Genomic DNA, 17,092 nt, shown 5'->3' on the forward strand with positions numbered 1-17,092 from the left:
AATATTATCAGTTATAAAATGATCTAATATGCAAACCTTCAATTATTTCTTACCTAACATGGCGTCTTTAAGATCATCATCTGCAGGCTTTTCTGATAACCAAATACCAAACAATGCTTTCTTAAATTCTAATCCTTTGATTACCCCTTTATTTTTACCGTTCTTAGAAACTGTTACACCAACTTCTGGCACATAAACAATATCAAAAACATCATTTTTGCTTATTTCTTCTGAGAAATAGCTTTTAAATGTATTAATTTCTGAAGCTATAGATTGTGTTTTTCCGCCAGTAGCATTTTGGAAACCTTCATCTACGGCATCTGTCATTTTTTCACTAGATATCAATTTTGAAACTATGTGAATCTTTAATGCCATAGCTTGATTAGAGCTCATTATCTCTGATGCATTAGAACTTTTAGCATTTAAATACAACGCCCCGGCATACATATCCATCCAAAACTTCTCTCTCACTCCAACACCATTTAATACAAGCTTCTGCCCTTCTGCACTCATAGTGTTTGGAACCGTTACTCCTGCGGCTTTAGTTTGAGCTTGTGTAGGTGCGAAAGCAACCATGGCGATAAATAAAATAAGTACTTTTTTCATAATTGGTTTTAAGTTTAATTTGGTTATTTTAAATTTTTCTTCATTTTTATTAAGGAGGCATTCAATTCGAAACCTAGTAACAATATATTCGAATTTATCCAAATATATACCATCATTACCAAAAGTGCTCCAATTGAACCATAAAGTTCATTATACCTTGCGAAATTCTCTATATACAAGCCAAAAAGATAAGTTGTAAGCACCATTAAAATTGTGGTAAAAGTGGCTCCCATAGATAAAAATCTTGCTTGTTTCCCTTCTTTAGTTCCAAAATAATAAAGTGTTGCAACAGCTATATAGATTAGCAATATTAATATTACATATTTTATTATAAGTGTCCAAGTTTTATTATTTCCAAAGGATCCTAAAGTACTAAGGTCATCTACCGCATAAGATAGATAAACCGCTAGTATTACAGTAATAAGCAACAACAATGCCATAACTATAGATACTCCAATAGCCACAATATATTGTTTTACCAAAGATCTATTTGCATTGGTGTGATAGGAAAATTCAAATCCGGTAAAAATTGCATTTACCCCATTGGTCATTAAAAAAATCGATAATAAAAATGATACCGATAGTAAGCCACCACGAGGTGTATTGGCAATATCTAAAAATATATCATTAAAAAAATCTGAAGTTGTTGGAGGTAGCAAAGAGTCCATAAAAACTAAGAACTGTAATTGGAAATCGTCTATAAAATTTATATACGGTATCAAATTAAGCATGAACAGCAAGAACGGAAAAAGAGCCATAAAAAAACTGAAAGCCACAGCACTTGCTCTGGTAGAAAAAGTTCCCTTAATAATACCGCCAGAATATATTTCCCAAAGATCAAAGAATGTAAGACCATCTAACCCCGGTAAAATTATTTTAGACGTGTAGTGCCTCCAGGTATCAGAAAATTTCTGTAAAATAGATTTAGAATAGTCTTTAGGTTGCATTTAATCTACTGCTTTTAAACTAAGATCTAAATTATAAATAGAATGTGTTAGTGCACCACTAGACACATAATCTACTCCGCACTGCGCGTATTTTCTTACAGATTCTAAAGTGATACCTCCACTAGATTCGGTTAGACATTTATCTCCTATTAAATTTACCGCTTTTACCGTATCTTCAAAATTAAAATTATCTATAAGTATTCTGTAAATTCCTCCACATGCTAAGATCTGTTTTATCTCATCTAAGTTTCGCGCTTCCACAATAATCTTAAGATCTAACTCCTTATCCTTTAAATATTGTTTCGTTTTAGAAATTGCGTTATCAATACCTCCGGCAAAATCTATATGGTTATCCTTGAGCATGATCATATCAAAAAGTCCGAACCTGTGATTCTCCCCACCTCCAATTTTTACAGCCCATTTCTCTAAAGCTCTAATTCCCGGTGTAGTTTTTCTGGTGTCTAAGATCTTTGTTTTAGTACCTTCCAGCTTCTTTACAAATTCATTGGTCTTGGTAGCTATAGCACTCATTCTTTGCATTGCATTTAACACAAGTCTTTCTGCTTTTAATATAGATTGAGAAGAACCCTCAACATAAAATACAATATCACCCCTTTTTACTGGAGTTCCATCTTCAACAAGAGTCTCTACTTTTAGCGATTCATCTACCTTAGCAAATACATGCTTAGCAAATTCTACTCCTGCAATTATACCATTATCTTTAACTAATAACTTTGCTTTTCCTAAAGCTGAAATTGGAATACACGCCAGAGAACTATGATCACCATCTCCTATATCTTCTCTCAAAGCGTTGGTAATAATTATTTCAATTTCCTTTTCAAATTGTTCTTGTGAAATCATTTCAATAGTTATTTTTGTAAATGTAGCAAAGTCTTAGTAAAATGACCATAAAATTACTGGCGATAGGTAAAACCGATGATGCCACTCTTCAAAATTTAACTGAAATTTATATTAAACGACTCCAGTTCTATAACAAATTTGACATGGAAGTAATTCCAGACCTTAAGAAGGTTAAGAATTTAGATGAGAATCAACAAAAACAAAAGGAAGGCGAACTTATTTTGAATAAATTATCGCCATCAGATTTTGTGGTATTGTTGGATGAAAATGGAAAGCAATTTTCTTCTGAAGGTTTTTCAGAATTTGTTCAGAAAAGAATGAACAGCGGCTTAAAACAGCTCATCTTTATTATTGGAGGGCCTTATGGATTTTCTCAGGATGTTTATCACAGAGCAGATTCTAAAGTCTCTTTATCAAAAATGACTTTTTCTCATCAAATGGTACGGTTATTTTTTACGGAGCAACTCTATAGAGCTTTTACTATTTTAAGAAACGAACCTTACCATCACAAATAAACAACATGAAAATTGTATTTGCCACTCATAACCAGAACAAACTCATTGAAGTTCAGTCTCAACTAGGATCTAACTATGAAGTGAGCTCACTTACCGATATAGAATGCCACGAAGAGATACCAGAAACTTCTAACACTATAGAAGGCAATGCCATCCTAAAAGCAGATTATGTTACTGAACATTTTAAAATGTATTGCTTTGCGGATGATACCGGATTAGAAGTAGAATCTTTGGGTGGAGAACCTGGTGTATATTCTGCTCGATATGCCGGAGAACAAAAAAATTCAGAAGATAATATAGATAAATTATTAACGAATTTAAAAAACCAGATAAATAGAAAAGCTCAATTTAAGACTGTTATTGCGCTAAATATTGATGGAAAACAACATTTATTTACTGGAATTTGCAAGGGAAGTATTGCAAAGGAACGTTCAGGGAACAAAGGTTTTGGCTACGATTCTGTATTTATTCCTGAGGGTAGCGCTTATACTTTTGCAGAAATGAGCCTAAAAGAAAAAGCGGTATTGAGCCACAGAGGGTTAGCTGTAAAAAAGTTGATTTCATTTCTTTCTAAATAAGTAATTTATTACTTGTATAAATCTGCAATAAGCTGTAAACTAATGCGTACCTTTGCAACTTATTAAAATTTTATATGAATAAATTTGAACAATTAGGATTAAATCCTGCTATACTTAAAGCTATTGAAGACATGGGCTTCGAAAGTCCGAGTGAAGTCCAGGAAAAAGCAATCCCTATTTTATTGCAAGAAGACACCGATATCGTTGCACTTGCCCAAACTGGTACAGGAAAGACCGCTGCTTTTGGTTTTCCAATCATTCAAAAGATTTCTGCTGAAAGTAAGCATACACAAGGATTAATTCTTTCCCCTACTAGGGAATTGTGTTTGCAAATTACCAATGAACTTAAAAATTATGCAAAGCACACTCCAGGCATGAATACAGTTGCTATTTATGGAGGAGCAAGCATTACAGATCAAGCCAAGCAAATTAAGAGAGGTGCACAAATTATTGTGGCTACACCTGGTAGAATGCAGGATATGATTAACCGTAAATTGGTTGATATCTCTAAAATAGAATACTGCGTTCTGGATGAGGCAGATGAAATGTTGAACATGGGCTTCTTTGAAGACATTACAGCTATTCTATCTCACACTCCTAAAGAAAAGAATACATGGTTATTTTCTGCAACCATGCCTAAAGAAGTTTCTACAATTGCTAAGAAATTCATGCGTTCTCCTCAAGAGATCACTGTGGGTAATAGAAATGAAGGTACTTCTAATGTTTCTCATGAATACTACTTAGTAAATTCTAGAGACCGTTATGCGGCACTAAAGAGATTGGCAGATGCAAACCCTGATATCTTTTCGGTAATATTTTGCCGAACTAAAAGAGATACTCAAAAAATTGCAGAGCAACTTATTGAAGATGGATATAATGCAGCAGCATTACACGGAGATCTAAGTCAGAACCAACGTGATTTGGTAATGAAGAGTTTTAGAAACCGTACCATTCAAATGCTAGTTGCAACAGATGTTGCTGCTCGTGGAATTGATGTAGATGATATTACACACGTAATAAACTACCAATTACCAGATGAGATAGAAACTTATACGCACCGAAGCGGAAGAACAGGTAGAGCAGGAAAAAGTGGTGTTTCTATGGTAATTGTTTCTAAGAGCGAACTTAGAAAGATTAAGAGTATAGAGCGAATTATAAAGCAAAACTTTGAACAAAAAGATATTCCAGATGGAATGGAGATTTGTAGAGTACAGCTTTTTCACTTAGCTAATGATATCAAGAATACTAAGATCAATCATGATATTGAACCTTATCTACCAAGTATAGAAGAGGTACTTCAAGATTTTTCTAAAGAAGAATTAATTCAAAAAGTATTCTCTGTAGAGTTTACCCGATTCTTTAATTACTATAAAAACGCTTCAGACCTAAACTCTAAAGTTTCTGCTAATAGTAGAGATAGAGATAGTTCTGGTGGTGGAGATAGTACAAGATATTTTATTAATGTTGGAGCAAAAGATGATTTTGACTGGATGACATTAAAAGATTTCTTGAAAGAAAATCTAGATTTAGGAAGAGATGATGTATTTAGAGTAGATGTAAAAGAAAGTTTCTCTTTCTTTAATACTAACTCTGAGATCTCAGAAAAAGTAATTGCTTATTTCCAAGATTTCCAACACCAAGGTAGACGTGTAAGCGTTGAAATATCTGAGAATGGTGGCGGTGGTGGCCGTTCTGGAGGAAGAAGCAGAGGACGCAGCGATAAACCAAGAGGTGGAGGATTCAAAAAATCTTCTGAAGGTGGTGGAAGCAGCAGAAGAAGATCAGAAAAAACCTTTGATAAAGGTCCAAGATCATCTTCATCCTCAGAAGCTCCAAGTAGAAGAAGATCTGATTCATCTTCTGAAAAAAGCGGTGGACGTAAAAAGAATATAGAAAGTTCTGTAAACAGAAGAAAATCTAAACGTTCTTAAATAATAAATTAACAATGGGTGGTTTTGGTATAATATTTAATGTACTTTCCACCCATTGTAATTATGTTTTATGAGATTATTTTTAGCCTTCACCATTCTTTTTTTAATTAGTATTGCCGGGTTTTCTCAAAATCCTGATATTGTTAAAGGAAAAGTTCTTAATGCCGCCAATGACCTTCCTTTGGAAAATGTAAACGTGGTAAATCTCAATCAGGTTAAAGGAACAACCTCTTCTAATGAAGGAGATTTTGAACTTCAGGCTACAGTTAATGACACCTTATTTTTCTCATATCTAGGGTTTAAAACCATTCAAGTAAGAGTAACTAACGATTGGTTAAAATATGGATCTGTCAAAGTGAAAATGACAGAACTTGGAATTGCCTTAGAAGAAGTAGTGGTTTCTCCTCTTAAACTTACCGGTTATTTAGAGATTGATGTAAAGAATATTCCTATCTACGAAAATTACAGATATAGTATATCCGGACTTAATGCAGGTTATGAAGGCGGGGAATATACACCAAGTGCTGCCAGCAGAGCTTTAGGTGCAATTTTTAATCCAGCAGATGCACTCTATAACATGTTTGGTAATAAGCCAAAACAAATGCGTAAGCTTCGTAAAATGAAAGACGATGATGAGATACGCAATCTACTACAGACAAAATTTGACAGACAAACCCTTGCTGCTGTGCTACAAATTAGAGAAGTAGATATTGATGAAATTTTAGCTAGATGTAGCTATTCAAAAGATTTTATAAGAAGTGCTAATGATCTGCAAATATTAGATGCAATAAGTGGATGTTATGAAGAGTATAAAGTTTTAAAGAGAGATTAAATTATCTATAAACAGAAGGTTCTCTATACTGGTTCTTCACTTCCATTAAATTCTTAAGATTCTTTAATCCTGCCTCTAAATCATTACCATAGGCCTTTTCTATAGGATGTAAAAGTGCAATCACAGAAAATGGAAAAGCTAAACCACCTTTAACTCCCCAAACCATTTTAGTTTTATTCTCATCCATTTCTTTAAGACCTTTATAATCTAGAATTACTGTTTTCATAGGACTTACTATAAGAAATCTTGTTTCTATGATCTTACCCTGATGAATCTTTATAATTTTTTGGGTTCCTTCCTTAAACAATTTGTGTCCTTTCCAGTAAAGTAACGCGTCTAGCTTCCCATCCTCACCTTTATACTTTAGAACACCTTCAAAATCCTGAACGAACCACGGCATCCAGGTATGCTCATTTTTAAGTTGTCTTACATAATTAAAGACTTCATCTTTAGGTCTGTTTATAACAACGGTGCGGCTAATATTAAATTCTTTGCTCGCCCAAGCATGTAAGAATGCGAAAAAAGTTATAATTGCAATTAGGGTATAGAAAAATAACGTCATGGATGGAAATTACGAACTTAATTTTATATAATTATTACTTATTCTTAAAATCTTCTACGATTTTATCTAAATCTTTAAATGATTTTTGCAACCATTCATACTTTACAAGGTTTTTCTCAACATCAGATAATTCCCATGAAACATTTTTATTTCGAAGCTCCTGAGTAAGGTGTTGAAGAATGATGGCTGCAGAAACTGAAATATTTAAACTTTCTGTAAATCCGCGCATTGGTATCTTAATAAAAGCATCTGCTTGCTCCATAATCTCTTGTGAAAGTCCATGTCTCTCCGTTCCAAAAAATATTGCAGAAGGTTTTGTTACATCAAAATCTTGGATATTTTGAGTGTTTCCGTGAGGCGTTGTAGCTACAATTTGATAACCACTTTCCCGTAAGTCTTTGATACATTCTTTACTGCTATGATGCCTATTTAGACTTACCCATTTTTGAGCTCCCATAGCTATTTCACGATCTATCTTTTTTAGATTTCGCTCTTCTATAACATGTATGTTCTGAACTCCAAAGACATCACAACTTCTAATAACCGCGCTGGTATTATGTAGTTGATAGACATCTTCTGTAACCACCGTAAAATGATTGGTTCTTTGGTTAATGACTTTTTCAAATAGTTCCTTTCTCCGGGGAGTAAGAAAGTCTTCAAGATAATTTATAAGCTCTGGGGTTATCTCCAAAATATTAGGGTATTATATAAAAATAAAAAAGCTGCCCGAGAGTACAACGAGCAGCCTTATAAATGATCTTAATGCTAAAATTATTATTTCTCAAACGTTTTTAACGTCTTAATAATAATTTGAACACAATCTTTAAGTTCTGCTTCCGTCATTACCAACGGTGGAGCAAATCTAATAATATTACCGTGAGTTGGCTTTGCTAAAAGCCCATTTTCTTTTAAAGCAACACAAATATCCCAGGCAGTAGAACTATCTTCAGAATCATTAATAACTATAGCATTTAATAACCCTCTACCTCTTACAAGAGAAACAAGGTCACTAGTCTTTATATAATCATTCATTTCTTTTCTAAAAATATCACCCAGCTTTCTAGCATTTTGAGCTAAATTCTCATCCTTCACCACTTCTAACGCCGCAACCGCCACTGCTCCTGCAACCGGGTTACCACCAAAAGTAGAACCGTGTTGTCCTGGCTGAATAACATCCATCACTGCATTATCTGCTAATACTGCAGAAACCGGATAATTACCTCCAGAAAGGGCTTTCCCAAGAATCAATAGATCTGGTCTTGTATAGGTTTCCTGTCTTTCGCAATGTCCTTGACACGTGCAATTTCCACAAACTGCTAATAAAGCACCGGTTCTCGCAATTCCAGTTTGAATCTCATCCGCAATAAAAAGTACATTATGAGCTTTACATAATTCTTTGGCCTTCTTCATATAATCATCAGATGGAGTAAAAACTCCTGCTTCCCCTTGAATAGGTTCCACTAAAAACCCGGCTATATTATCATTGCTTTTTAAAGCAGTTTCTAATGCATCTATATCATTATAAGCTATCTTAATAAAACCTGGAGTGTAAGGTCCAAAATTCTTACGTGCATTTTCATCGTTAGAAAAAGAGATCACCGTAGTTGTTCTTCCGTGAAAGTTATTTTCACAAACAATGATCTGTGCTTCTTTCTCATGAACACCTTTGCGCTCATAAGCCCATTTTCTAGCAATTTTAATAGCAGTTTCTACAGCCTCTGCACCGGTATTCATCGGCAACATTTTGTCGAATTTGAAATACTCGGTAGTATATTTTTCGTAAGGTCCTAAAACATCATTATGAAAAGCTCTAGAAGTCAAGGCTAGTTTAGAAGCCTGATCATGCATTGCTTTTACAATTTTAGGATGACAATGACCTTGATTTACTGCTGAATATGCTGAAAGAAAGTCATAATATTTCTTATCTTCTACGTCCCACACATATACTCCTTCTCCTCTACTAAGTACTACAGGTAGTGGATGGTAATTATGAGCTCCGTGTTTATCTTCCATTTGTATCGCTTCTTCGGAAGAGTTGATCTTTTCTAATCGCATGTCGAATTATTTAATGATTTATTTTCTAAAATTCCTTCTTTCCTATTTTTCAATGAAGAAAATCTAGGAGGAGAGAAATCATCCAAACACAACTCCCGCAAATTACTAAATGTAAACTGAAATTTATAATGACAGCATTAATAAATCTTTACAAATATCCTATTTTTGCGCTATGGGAAGAAAGAAAAGAAATCAGGTATTTGAACAATTGGAAATTCTGGATGCCGGAGCTAAAGGTAAAAGCATTGCAAAGGCGCCAGACGGTAAAGTAATATTTATTAACAACGCCGTTCCTGGAGATGTTGCAGACATTCAAACCACAAGAAAGAAAAAGGCTTTTTACGAAGGTACTGCAATAGAATTCCATAAACTTTCTGATAAACGTGTAGAACCTGTTTGCCAACATTTTGGGACTTGTGGTGGATGCAAGTGGCAATTTATGGGTTATGAGCATCAATTATTTTACAAGCAACAAGAAGTTGAAAATAATCTAAAGCGCCTAGGAAAGATTGAATTACCAGAGATGACTCCTATTTTAGGAAGTAAGGATATTTACTTCTATAGAAATAAAATGGAGTTTTCTTTTAGCGATAGCCGTTGGATAACTTTAGACGAAATAAGAAGCAATGAAGATTTTAATGACAAAGAAGCTTTAGGATTTCATATTCCGGGAATGTGGGATAAGATCTTAGATATAAAAAAATGTCACCTTCAAGCAGACCCAAGTAACAGCATTCGTAACTTTGTAAAGCAGTTTGCAATAGAGAACGACCTATCTTTTTTTAATACAAGAGAACAACGAGGACTTTTAAGAACGTTAATGATAAGAACTTCTTCTATAGGAGAGATCATGGTGTTAGTACAGTTCTTTTCAGATGAAAAAGAAAAACGAGAATTATTACTAAATAATCTTGCCGATAAATTTCCTGAGATTACATCATTACAGTATGTAGTAAATCCTAAGGGTAATGATACTATATATGATCAAGATGTAATATGTTACAAAGGACGTGATCATATTTTTGAAGAAATGGAAGGTCTCAAATTTAAGATCAATGCAAAGTCTTTCTATCAAACAAATTCAGAACAAGCATTTGAACTTTATAAGATAACTAGAGATTTTGCAGGACTCACAGGGAAAGAATTGGTATATGACCTCTATACCGGTACTGGAACAATTGCTCAATTTATAGCAAAAAATGCTGCTAAAGTGGTTGGAATAGAAGCTGTACCTGTTGCTATTGAAGATGCTAAAGAAAATGCGAAGCGTAATAATATAGAAAACACAGAGTTCTTTGCTGGAGATATGAGAAAAGTTTTCACTTCAGAATTCATTAAACTACACGGGCACCCAGATGTAATTGTTACAGATCCTCCTAGAGATGGAATGCATAAAGATGTTGTTGCTCAAATTATTGGTATCTTGCCTCAAAGAATTGTCTATGTAAGTTGTAATTCTGCCACACAGGCTAGAGATCTTGCGCTATTAGATGAGCATTATAAGGTTACAAGAGTGCAGCCAGTAGACATGTTTCCGCAAACTTTTCATGTAGAGAACGTAGTATGTTTAGAAAGAAGATAGGTTTCAATTATAAGAGGGTGCTATTTGGATCTTTAGCAATACTGCTATTAACCATAAGTTGCCAAAAAGATGACATTTGTTCTGCATCTACAATAACTACACCCCTCATCAAAGTGAATTTCTATGATATAGAAAATGATGCGAATGCTGCTAAATCTGTGATCAATTTATCTGTAAGAGCGATCAACGTAGAAGATTTGACAGATACTCTTATTAAAAGAAGTACAACTTCTGCTATAGAAATTCCTTTAAATACAAATAGTTCTACAACAGAGTATTTATTTACTGAATACGCTGCAGATAGCGATGGGGAAATAAGTGAGCAAAATCCTCCAAATTCAGATTTGGTAAGATTTAACTATACCAGAAATGAGCAATATTTAAGTAGAGCTTGCGGCTATAGAATTTTATATGAAGATGTTCAGGTTCAAATAAGCAAACCAGAGGGTGATACTTCAGAAAATTGGATCAAAGATTTTACAGTTAATGACAGCATTATAGACAATGAAACAATTACATATATTTCTATTTACCATTAGCATCTTTTTTCTATCTGGATTAGCATCGGTAAGATCTCAAACGGTTACCGATTCTCTTAAGTTCAAAGAAAAATATGGTCTAAGAGTAGGAACAGACCTAAGTAAGCTCATAAGATCTTTCGCAGAAGAGGATTATAGCGGATTTGAACTTATGGGAGATTATAGAGTTTATAAGAACTACTATCTCGCCGCAGAAATTGGTAATGAAACTTTAAATTATGAAAGTAGCACTCTAGCTGTTACAGCTAAAGGGAGTTATATTAAATTGGGGGCAGATTATAATGCTTATGAGAATTGGACTGGAATGGAGAATATGATAATTGTAGGTGCTAGATATGGCTTTGCAACCTTTTCACAAACCTTGGATGAATATGTTATTTATACAGATTCCCAATATTTTCCGCCTAATGTAAATACAGAGGCTATAGAGGCAAAAGGTTTAAATGCAAGTTGGCTGGAATTAATGGTAGGTATAAAAGTTGAAGTTTTAAATAATCTATATTTAGGAGGTAACGTTCAACTTAAACGAAGAATAGCTCAAACAACTCCTAGAGATTTTGACAATCTTACCATTCCTGGATTTAATAGAACGTATGATGATAGTTTCTTTGGTGTTGGTTATAATTACAGTATTTCCTATTTAATACCATTATACAAAAAAGCCAAGAATTAATCTTGGCTATCTTTTATTTTATGAAGTTTCTTTGTTCCTTCATAGATCTCATATTTTAAAAGTTTAGATTCTAAAGAGCCATTAAAAAGTTTGATCTTTCTTGAAGGTCTCAATCCAACATGCTTAATAGATTCTAAATTGGAAGTAATAAACCACGACTCTGTTCCTGGATAACTTTGTTTTAAAGTATCTCCTATTTCTTTATAGAAAGCAGGCATATCAATATTCAAGCGTTCCCCATATGGAGGATTAAAAACCATATGCAAGTGTCTGTCATTTTGTTTAACGCTCGCAAAGAAATCTTGCTGCTTCACCTTTATATAATCAGATAAATTAGCATTCTCTATATTATCTATAGCTTTATTCACTGCAGAAGGAGCAGTGTCGTATCCTAACATGGTAAAATGATATTCTCTAACTTTCTTTAATACAGATTCTTCAATTTTTTCAAACAAATCTACATCCCAATCTTTCCATTTTTCAAAAGCAAATTCTTTTCTATTTAAGTTTGGGGGAATATTACAGGCAATCATCGCTGCTTCAATAAGTATCGTTCCACTACCACACATCGGGTCCAGAAAATCACTCTGTCCATCCCAACCAGATAATAGCAAAAGACCTGCAGCAAGCACTTCATTAATAGGTGCAATATTGGTTGCTGTTTTATATCCTCTCTTATGCAAAGACTGGCCAGAGCTGTCTAGAGCCACATTACAGGTTTCATTTTCAATATGAATATTTACCCGCAAGGTTGGAAAATCTAGATCTACATTCGGTCTATCATCGTATTTCTCTCTAAATCTATCAACTATAGCATCCTTAGTTTTTTGAGCTATATACATAGAATGAGTAAACTTTTCTGAATGAACCGTTGCATCTATAGCTAAAGTATCATTAACATTCATAAATTCTTCCCAGGCTATCTTCTTGATCTCTCTGTATAGATCATCCTCTGTTCTAATTTTAAAGGTTTTAAAAGGTTTTAAGATCTTAATAGCAGTTCTTAAGCAAAGATTAGCTTTGTACATAAATCCAATATCCCCACTAAATTTTACGTTACGAGTACCTTCAACGATATCCATTGCTCCAAGCGCACGTAATTCTTTAGCTAATATTGGTTCAAACCCATAAAGAGTTTTTGCCACCATCTCAAAATTATTTCCCATTTCATAAATTTATAGAACCGCAAAAATACGTTAATTTTACAGGATAAAATAATAGACCCAAGGTGTCTTATAGTTAATATTGGTAGTATTGAAATATTTTAAGTAAGTATCCGACTAAGTATTTCTTTATTAAAAAATTCAATCAAAATTATTGATGATCTATATTCTTTTAATTCTTGCTGTACTCCTAGGATACATTATATCAAGATTTTTAAAACCCTCTAATTCTGTAGGTTTTAAATTACTACTTTCTTTTAGTGGAGCTTATCTACTGTCTGTCACTGTATTTGAACTCCTACCCGAAGTCTATAGCACCAACAATGCTCATATTGGGATCTTCATTATGCTAGGGTTATTGCTTCAAATTTTATTAGAGTTTCTTTCCAAGGGTGCAGAGCACGGACATTTACATTTAGATGAGAATAATAGACAATTTCCTATAGTTTTGTTGGTTAGTTTGTGTACACATTCTTTATTAGAAGGTTTTCCACTTAATCATACCTCACATTTATTATATGGCGTTGTAATCCATAAAATTCCAATAGCAGCGATTTTATCTACCTTTCTTATACATTCTAAAATTGGAAAGCCAAAGGTGATCTTATTCTTGATGATTTTTGCATTAATGACGCCTTTAGGAAGTTTTATACAATCTAATTTTGAATTTTTGAATACCTACAGTACATATATAAGTGCACTAGTTATTGGTATTTTCTTACATGTTTCTACTACCATCCTTTTTGAAACATCCAAAAATCATAAATTCAATGCCTCTAAGTTAGGTGTGATTGTGATCGGAATCTTACTCGCTTATCTTTTATAATATGTTTAGCAGAGAAGAGTCAAAACGAGTTAGGGAAGCTTTCTGGATTGCTTTTGGAAAGACGTATAAAAGAAAATGGATTTTATATAATACCAAGATCAAGGATCTCCAGCTAAAGTTCACATTTAATAATAAGGTAGCACAAGTATCTTTAGACGTAACTGCAAATGAGGAACTTATAAGAGCTTATTACTTCGAGCGAATAGTTACGTTAAAGAGTATTTTAATATCAGAACATTTACCTGATGCAATTTTTGATGATAACTATATTTTAGAGGAAGGAAAGATTGTTTCTAGGATATTCGTGGAACTGCAAGGTGTGAACATACATAATCACAAAGATTGGGAAAATGTAATGCTGTTTTTTGAAGATAGAATGAATAGTTTAGAACTGTTCTTTTTAGAGTATAAAGACTATATAGATCAATAAATAATATCACACTTTACAACACTTGCAATTTATTTTTAGGTGACTTAAAATTAACCATATTTGATTGATGCGTCCCGCTAAACCTGATGGTTTATCGCCGGGCTTTTCGCGCTACGTGGTAGCTTGCTACAATCCCTGGCCGAGTCAGCATAAAATTCTAATATAAAAACACACCACCCCATGCAGAGGTAATCTCCAGATGGGGTGGTGTATTATATATAGGAACTGAAGTGTTGCGAATTGGGTATATAAAACAACAACACCCTTTCCGGGATATCGCTATCCGGGAGGGGTTTTATTATGTGTAACGCTGGGTTGTTCCTATTTGAGTATAGGGTATAAAAAAACCCCTTCATCTGGTGATGAAGGGGTTTTCAAAAACAAGGCGACGACATACTCTCCCACAATACAGCAGTACCATCTGCGCTAACGGGCTTAACTTCTCTGTTCGGAATGGGAAGAGGTGAGCCCCGATGCAATAGCCACCTTAAATCTTTAAGCAGTGATACACTCAAAAGTGTATAACTAACTTCTAATAACATAACATATATAGGAAATAAACAATAGAAGAAAATTAGATAAATAACAATGCAATTAGATAGGTTTTTCGCTCTCCCCTTTATAGTCCCCTTTAGGGGATGTAGGGGGAGAACTGCACTAAGCTTTACGGATTATTAGTACCACTCGGCTATGACATTACTGCCTTTACACCTATGGCCTATCAACGTGGTAGTCTCCCACGGTCCTTTAAAGAAATCTCATCTTGTGGTGGGTTTCGCGCTTATATGCTTTCAGCGCTTATCCCTTCCGAACGTAGCTACCCAGCAATGCCACTGGCGTGACAACTGGTGCACCAGAGGTTCGTCCAACTCGGTCCTCTCGTACTAGAGTCAGATCCACTCAAATTTCTAACGCCCACTGTAGATAGAGACCGAACTGTCTCACGACGTTCTGAACCCAGCTCGCGTGCCACTTTAATGGGCGAACAGCCCAACCCTTGGGACCTTCTCCAGCCCCAGGATGTGACGAGCCGACATCGAGGTGCCAAACCCCCCCGTCGATGTGAGCTCTTGGGGGAGATCAGCCTGTTATCCCCGGCGTACCTTTTATCCTTTGAGCGATGGCCCTTCCATGCGGAACCACCGGATCACTATGCTCTACTTTCGTACCTGATCGACCTGTATGTCTCTCAGTCAAGCTCCCTTATGCCATTGCACTCTACGCACGGTTACCAAGCGTGCTGAGGGAACCTTTAGAAGCCTCCGTTACTCTTTTGGAGGCGACCACCCCAGTCAAACTACCCACCAAGCATTGTCCTTCCATTGGAAGTTAGGCTTCAAACAAGTAAAGGGTGGTATTTCAACAATGACTCCACCACACCTAGCGATGCAGCTTCAACGTCTCCCACCTATCCTACACATCACTTGTCCAAAGTCAATACTAAGCTATAGTAAAGGTGCACGGGGTCTTTTCGTCCCACAGCGGGTAATCGGCATCTTCACCGATACTACAATTTCACCGAGCTCATGGTTGAGACAGTGTCCAGATCGTTGCACCATTCGTGCAGGTCGGAACTTACCCGACAAGGAATTTCGCTACCTTAGGACCGTTATAGTTACGGCCGCCGTTTACTGGGGCTTCAATTCAATGCGTCGCCGAAGCTAACATCTCCTCTTAACCTTCCAGCACCGGGCAGGTGTCAGGCCCTATACGTCATCTTTCGATTTAGCAGAGCCCTGTGTTTTTGATAAACAGTCGCCTGGACCTCTTCACTGCGGCCCATCCGAAGATGGGCGACCCTTCTCCCGAAGTTACGGGTCGATTTTGCCTAGTTCCTTAACCATGAATCTCTCGAGCACCTTAGAATTCTCATCCCAACTACCTGTGTCGGTTTACGGTACGGGCTGCCACCACTTGCTTTTCTTGGAAGTCGATTTGCTAGATTATCACGCCGGCCGAAGCTTTTGTGTACTATCGCCGTGTTACCACTGGCTTCAACGTACTATTCCGTCAGTACGCACTAACTTTTCGCCTCCGTCACGTTTAACGTGGGGCAGGTACAGAAATATTAATCTGTTGTCCATCCACTAACCCATTCGGGGTCGCGTTAGGTCCCGACTAACCCTCAGCTGATTAGCATAGCTGAGGAAACCTTAGTCTTTCGGTGTGCGGGTTTCTCGCCCGCATTATCGTTACTTATGCCTACATTTTCTTTTCTAATTAGTCCAGCATACCTCGCAGTACACCTTCAACCCTATTAGAATGCTCCCCTACCACTTACAGTAATCTGTAAATCCATAGCTTCGGTAGTATATTTATGCCCGATTATTATCCATGCCGAACCGCTCGACTAGTGAGCTGTTACGCACTCTTTAAATGAATGGCTGCTTCCAAGCCAACATCCTAGCTGTCTGGGCAGTTCAACCGCGTTTTTTCAACTTAATATACATTTGGGGACCTTAGCTGATGGTCTGGGTTCTTTCCCTCTCGGACATGGACCTTAGCACCCATGCCCTCACTGATAAAAATCATTTTATAGCATTCGGAGTTTGTCAGGAATTGGTAGGCGGTGAAGCCCCCGCATCCAATCAGTAGCTCTACCTCTATAAAACTAAATTATCGCTGCACCTAAATGCATTTCGGGGAGTACGAGCTATTTCCGAGTTTGATTGGCCTTTCACCCCTACCCTCAGGTCATCCCAAGACTTTTCAACGTCAACGGGTTCGGTCCTCCACTATGTGTTACCACAGCTTCAACCTGCCCAAGGGTAGATCACACGGTTTCGCGTCTACCACTACCAACTACAGCGCCTATTAAGACTCGCTTTCGCTACGGCTCCACCTCTTAAAGGCTTAACCTTGCTGGCAACGGTAACTCGTAGGCTCATTATGCAAAAGGCACGCCGTCACCCCTAAAGGCTCCGACCGCTTGTAAGCGTATGGTTTCAGGATCTATTTCACTCCGTTATTCACGGTTCTTTTCACCTTTCCC

At 36.0% G+C, this 17,092-nt stretch carries 16 protein-coding genes and 2 rRNA genes; 9 read left to right on the forward strand and 9 right to left on the reverse strand.

The annotated features are described in order from the left end of the window. Nucleotides 1–42: 42 nt before the first annotated feature. Genes P163_RS17580 through nadC form a run of 3 tightly spaced genes read right to left on the reverse strand, consistent with a single transcriptional unit; the run spans nucleotide 43 to nucleotide 2,414 of the window. On the reverse strand, nucleotides 43–606 hold the full coding sequence (locus P163_RS17580) for a chalcone isomerase family protein (protein ID WP_034895071.1): 564 nt from the start codon (nucleotides 604–606) through the stop codon (nucleotides 43–45). A gap of 23 nt (nucleotides 607–629) precedes the next feature. Beyond that, nucleotides 630–1,553: a YihY/virulence factor BrkB family protein gene (locus tag P163_RS17585; RefSeq protein ID WP_051931325.1), complete on the reverse strand. Its 924-nt coding sequence runs from the start codon at nucleotides 1,551–1,553 to the stop codon at nucleotides 630–632. Further along, nucleotides 1,554–2,414: a carboxylating nicotinate-nucleotide diphosphorylase gene (nadC, locus tag P163_RS17590; protein WP_034895074.1), complete on the reverse strand. Its 861-nt coding sequence runs from the start codon at nucleotides 2,412–2,414 to the stop codon at nucleotides 1,554–1,556. It abuts the gene before it with no gap. Nucleotides 2,415–2,455: 41 nt separating this feature from the next. Here nadC and rlmH point away from each other — a divergent pair, with 41 nt between their 5' ends. From rlmH to P163_RS17610, 4 genes are all read left to right on the forward strand, one after another. Next, nucleotides 2,456–2,929 carry a 23S rRNA (pseudouridine(1915)-N(3))-methyltransferase RlmH gene (gene rlmH, locus P163_RS17595; RefSeq protein ID WP_034895077.1) on the forward strand — a complete coding sequence of 158 codons (474 nt, stop codon included), beginning with the start codon at nucleotides 2,456–2,458 and terminating at the stop codon, nucleotides 2,927–2,929. A 5-nt stretch (nucleotides 2,930–2,934) separates the two neighbouring features. Continuing rightward, the gene (locus tag P163_RS17600) at nucleotides 2,935–3,507 is read left to right on the forward strand and encodes a non-canonical purine NTP diphosphatase (protein WP_034895080.1); all 573 of its coding nucleotides are present in this window, start codon (nucleotides 2,935–2,937) and stop codon (nucleotides 3,505–3,507) included. A 74-nt stretch (nucleotides 3,508–3,581) separates the two neighbouring features. After that, entirely contained in the window at nucleotides 3,582–5,438 is a 1,857-nt protein-coding gene (locus P163_RS17605; RefSeq protein WP_034895083.1) for a DEAD/DEAH box helicase, read from the forward strand. Between the two features lie 70 nt (nucleotides 5,439–5,508). Further along, on the forward strand, nucleotides 5,509–6,270 hold the full coding sequence (locus tag P163_RS17610; protein ID WP_034895086.1) for a carboxypeptidase-like regulatory domain-containing protein: 762 nt from the start codon (nucleotides 5,509–5,511) through the stop codon (nucleotides 6,268–6,270). A 1-nt stretch (nucleotide 6,271) separates the two neighbouring features. On the opposite strand, the gene P163_RS17615 is transcribed toward P163_RS17610, so the two are convergent. The 3 genes from P163_RS17615 to rocD form a co-directional block, all read right to left on the reverse strand. After that, the gene (locus P163_RS17615) at nucleotides 6,272–6,832 is read right to left on the reverse strand and encodes an SRPBCC family protein (RefSeq protein ID WP_034895089.1); all 561 of its coding nucleotides are present in this window, start codon (nucleotides 6,830–6,832) and stop codon (nucleotides 6,272–6,274) included. A 34-nt stretch (nucleotides 6,833–6,866) separates the two neighbouring features. Next, nucleotides 6,867–7,523 carry a TrmH family RNA methyltransferase gene (locus P163_RS17620; RefSeq protein WP_081891381.1) on the reverse strand — a complete coding sequence of 219 codons (657 nt, stop codon included), beginning with the start codon at nucleotides 7,521–7,523 and terminating at the stop codon, nucleotides 6,867–6,869. Nucleotides 7,524–7,606: 83 nt separating this feature from the next. After that, nucleotides 7,607–8,887, reverse strand: a complete 1,281-nt coding sequence (gene rocD, locus P163_RS17625; protein WP_034895093.1) for an ornithine--oxo-acid transaminase — start codon at nucleotides 8,885–8,887, stop codon at nucleotides 7,607–7,609. A gap of 172 nt (nucleotides 8,888–9,059) precedes the next feature. On the opposite strand from rocD, the gene rlmD reads away from it, so the two are divergent. From rlmD to P163_RS17640, 3 genes are read left to right on the forward strand one after another with little or no spacing between them, the layout of a single operon-like run. Next, nucleotides 9,060–10,469, forward strand: coding sequence for a 23S rRNA (uracil(1939)-C(5))-methyltransferase RlmD (rlmD, locus tag P163_RS17630; RefSeq protein ID WP_034895095.1), 1,410 nt, complete (start codon nucleotides 9,060–9,062; stop codon nucleotides 10,467–10,469). Further along, nucleotides 10,451–11,008: a DUF6452 family protein gene (locus P163_RS17635; protein WP_034895097.1), complete on the forward strand. Its 558-nt coding sequence runs from the start codon at nucleotides 10,451–10,453 to the stop codon at nucleotides 11,006–11,008. The genes rlmD and P163_RS17635 overlap by 19 nt, the downstream gene beginning before the upstream one ends. Beyond that, nucleotides 10,974–11,681, forward strand: a complete 708-nt coding sequence (locus tag P163_RS17640; RefSeq protein WP_034895099.1) for a DUF6048 family protein — start codon at nucleotides 10,974–10,976, stop codon at nucleotides 11,679–11,681. The genes P163_RS17635 and P163_RS17640 overlap by 35 nt, the downstream gene beginning before the upstream one ends. On the opposite strand, the gene P163_RS17645 is transcribed toward P163_RS17640, so the two are convergent. Next, the gene (locus tag P163_RS17645) at nucleotides 11,678–12,847 is read right to left on the reverse strand and encodes a class I SAM-dependent RNA methyltransferase (protein ID WP_034895101.1); all 1,170 of its coding nucleotides are present in this window, start codon (nucleotides 12,845–12,847) and stop codon (nucleotides 11,678–11,680) included. The genes P163_RS17640 and P163_RS17645 overlap by 4 nt on opposite strands. A 154-nt stretch (nucleotides 12,848–13,001) precedes the next feature. On the opposite strand from P163_RS17645, the gene P163_RS17650 reads away from it, so the two are divergent. Then, nucleotides 13,002–13,670 (forward strand): ZIP family metal transporter, encoded by a 669-nt coding sequence (locus tag P163_RS17650; protein WP_034895104.1) that lies wholly within the window; start codon nucleotides 13,002–13,004, stop codon nucleotides 13,668–13,670. Nucleotide 13,671: 1 nt separating this feature from the next. After that, nucleotides 13,672–14,100 carry a DUF4268 domain-containing protein gene (locus P163_RS17655; RefSeq protein WP_034895107.1) on the forward strand — a complete coding sequence of 143 codons (429 nt, stop codon included), beginning with the start codon at nucleotides 13,672–13,674 and terminating at the stop codon, nucleotides 14,098–14,100. A gap of 380 nt (nucleotides 14,101–14,480) precedes the next feature. Here the strand turns inward: P163_RS17655 and rrf are convergent. Further along, nucleotides 14,481–14,590, reverse strand: a 5S ribosomal RNA gene (gene rrf / locus P163_RS17660). A 163-nt stretch (nucleotides 14,591–14,753) separates the two neighbouring features. Continuing rightward, nucleotides 14,754–17,092, reverse strand: a 23S ribosomal RNA gene (locus P163_RS17665); the annotation flags it as partial.

This window comes from Gillisia sp. Hel_I_29 (genome assembly GCF_000744275.1).
Taxonomy (GTDB): Bacteria; Bacteroidota; Bacteroidia; order Flavobacteriales; family Flavobacteriaceae; genus Gillisia.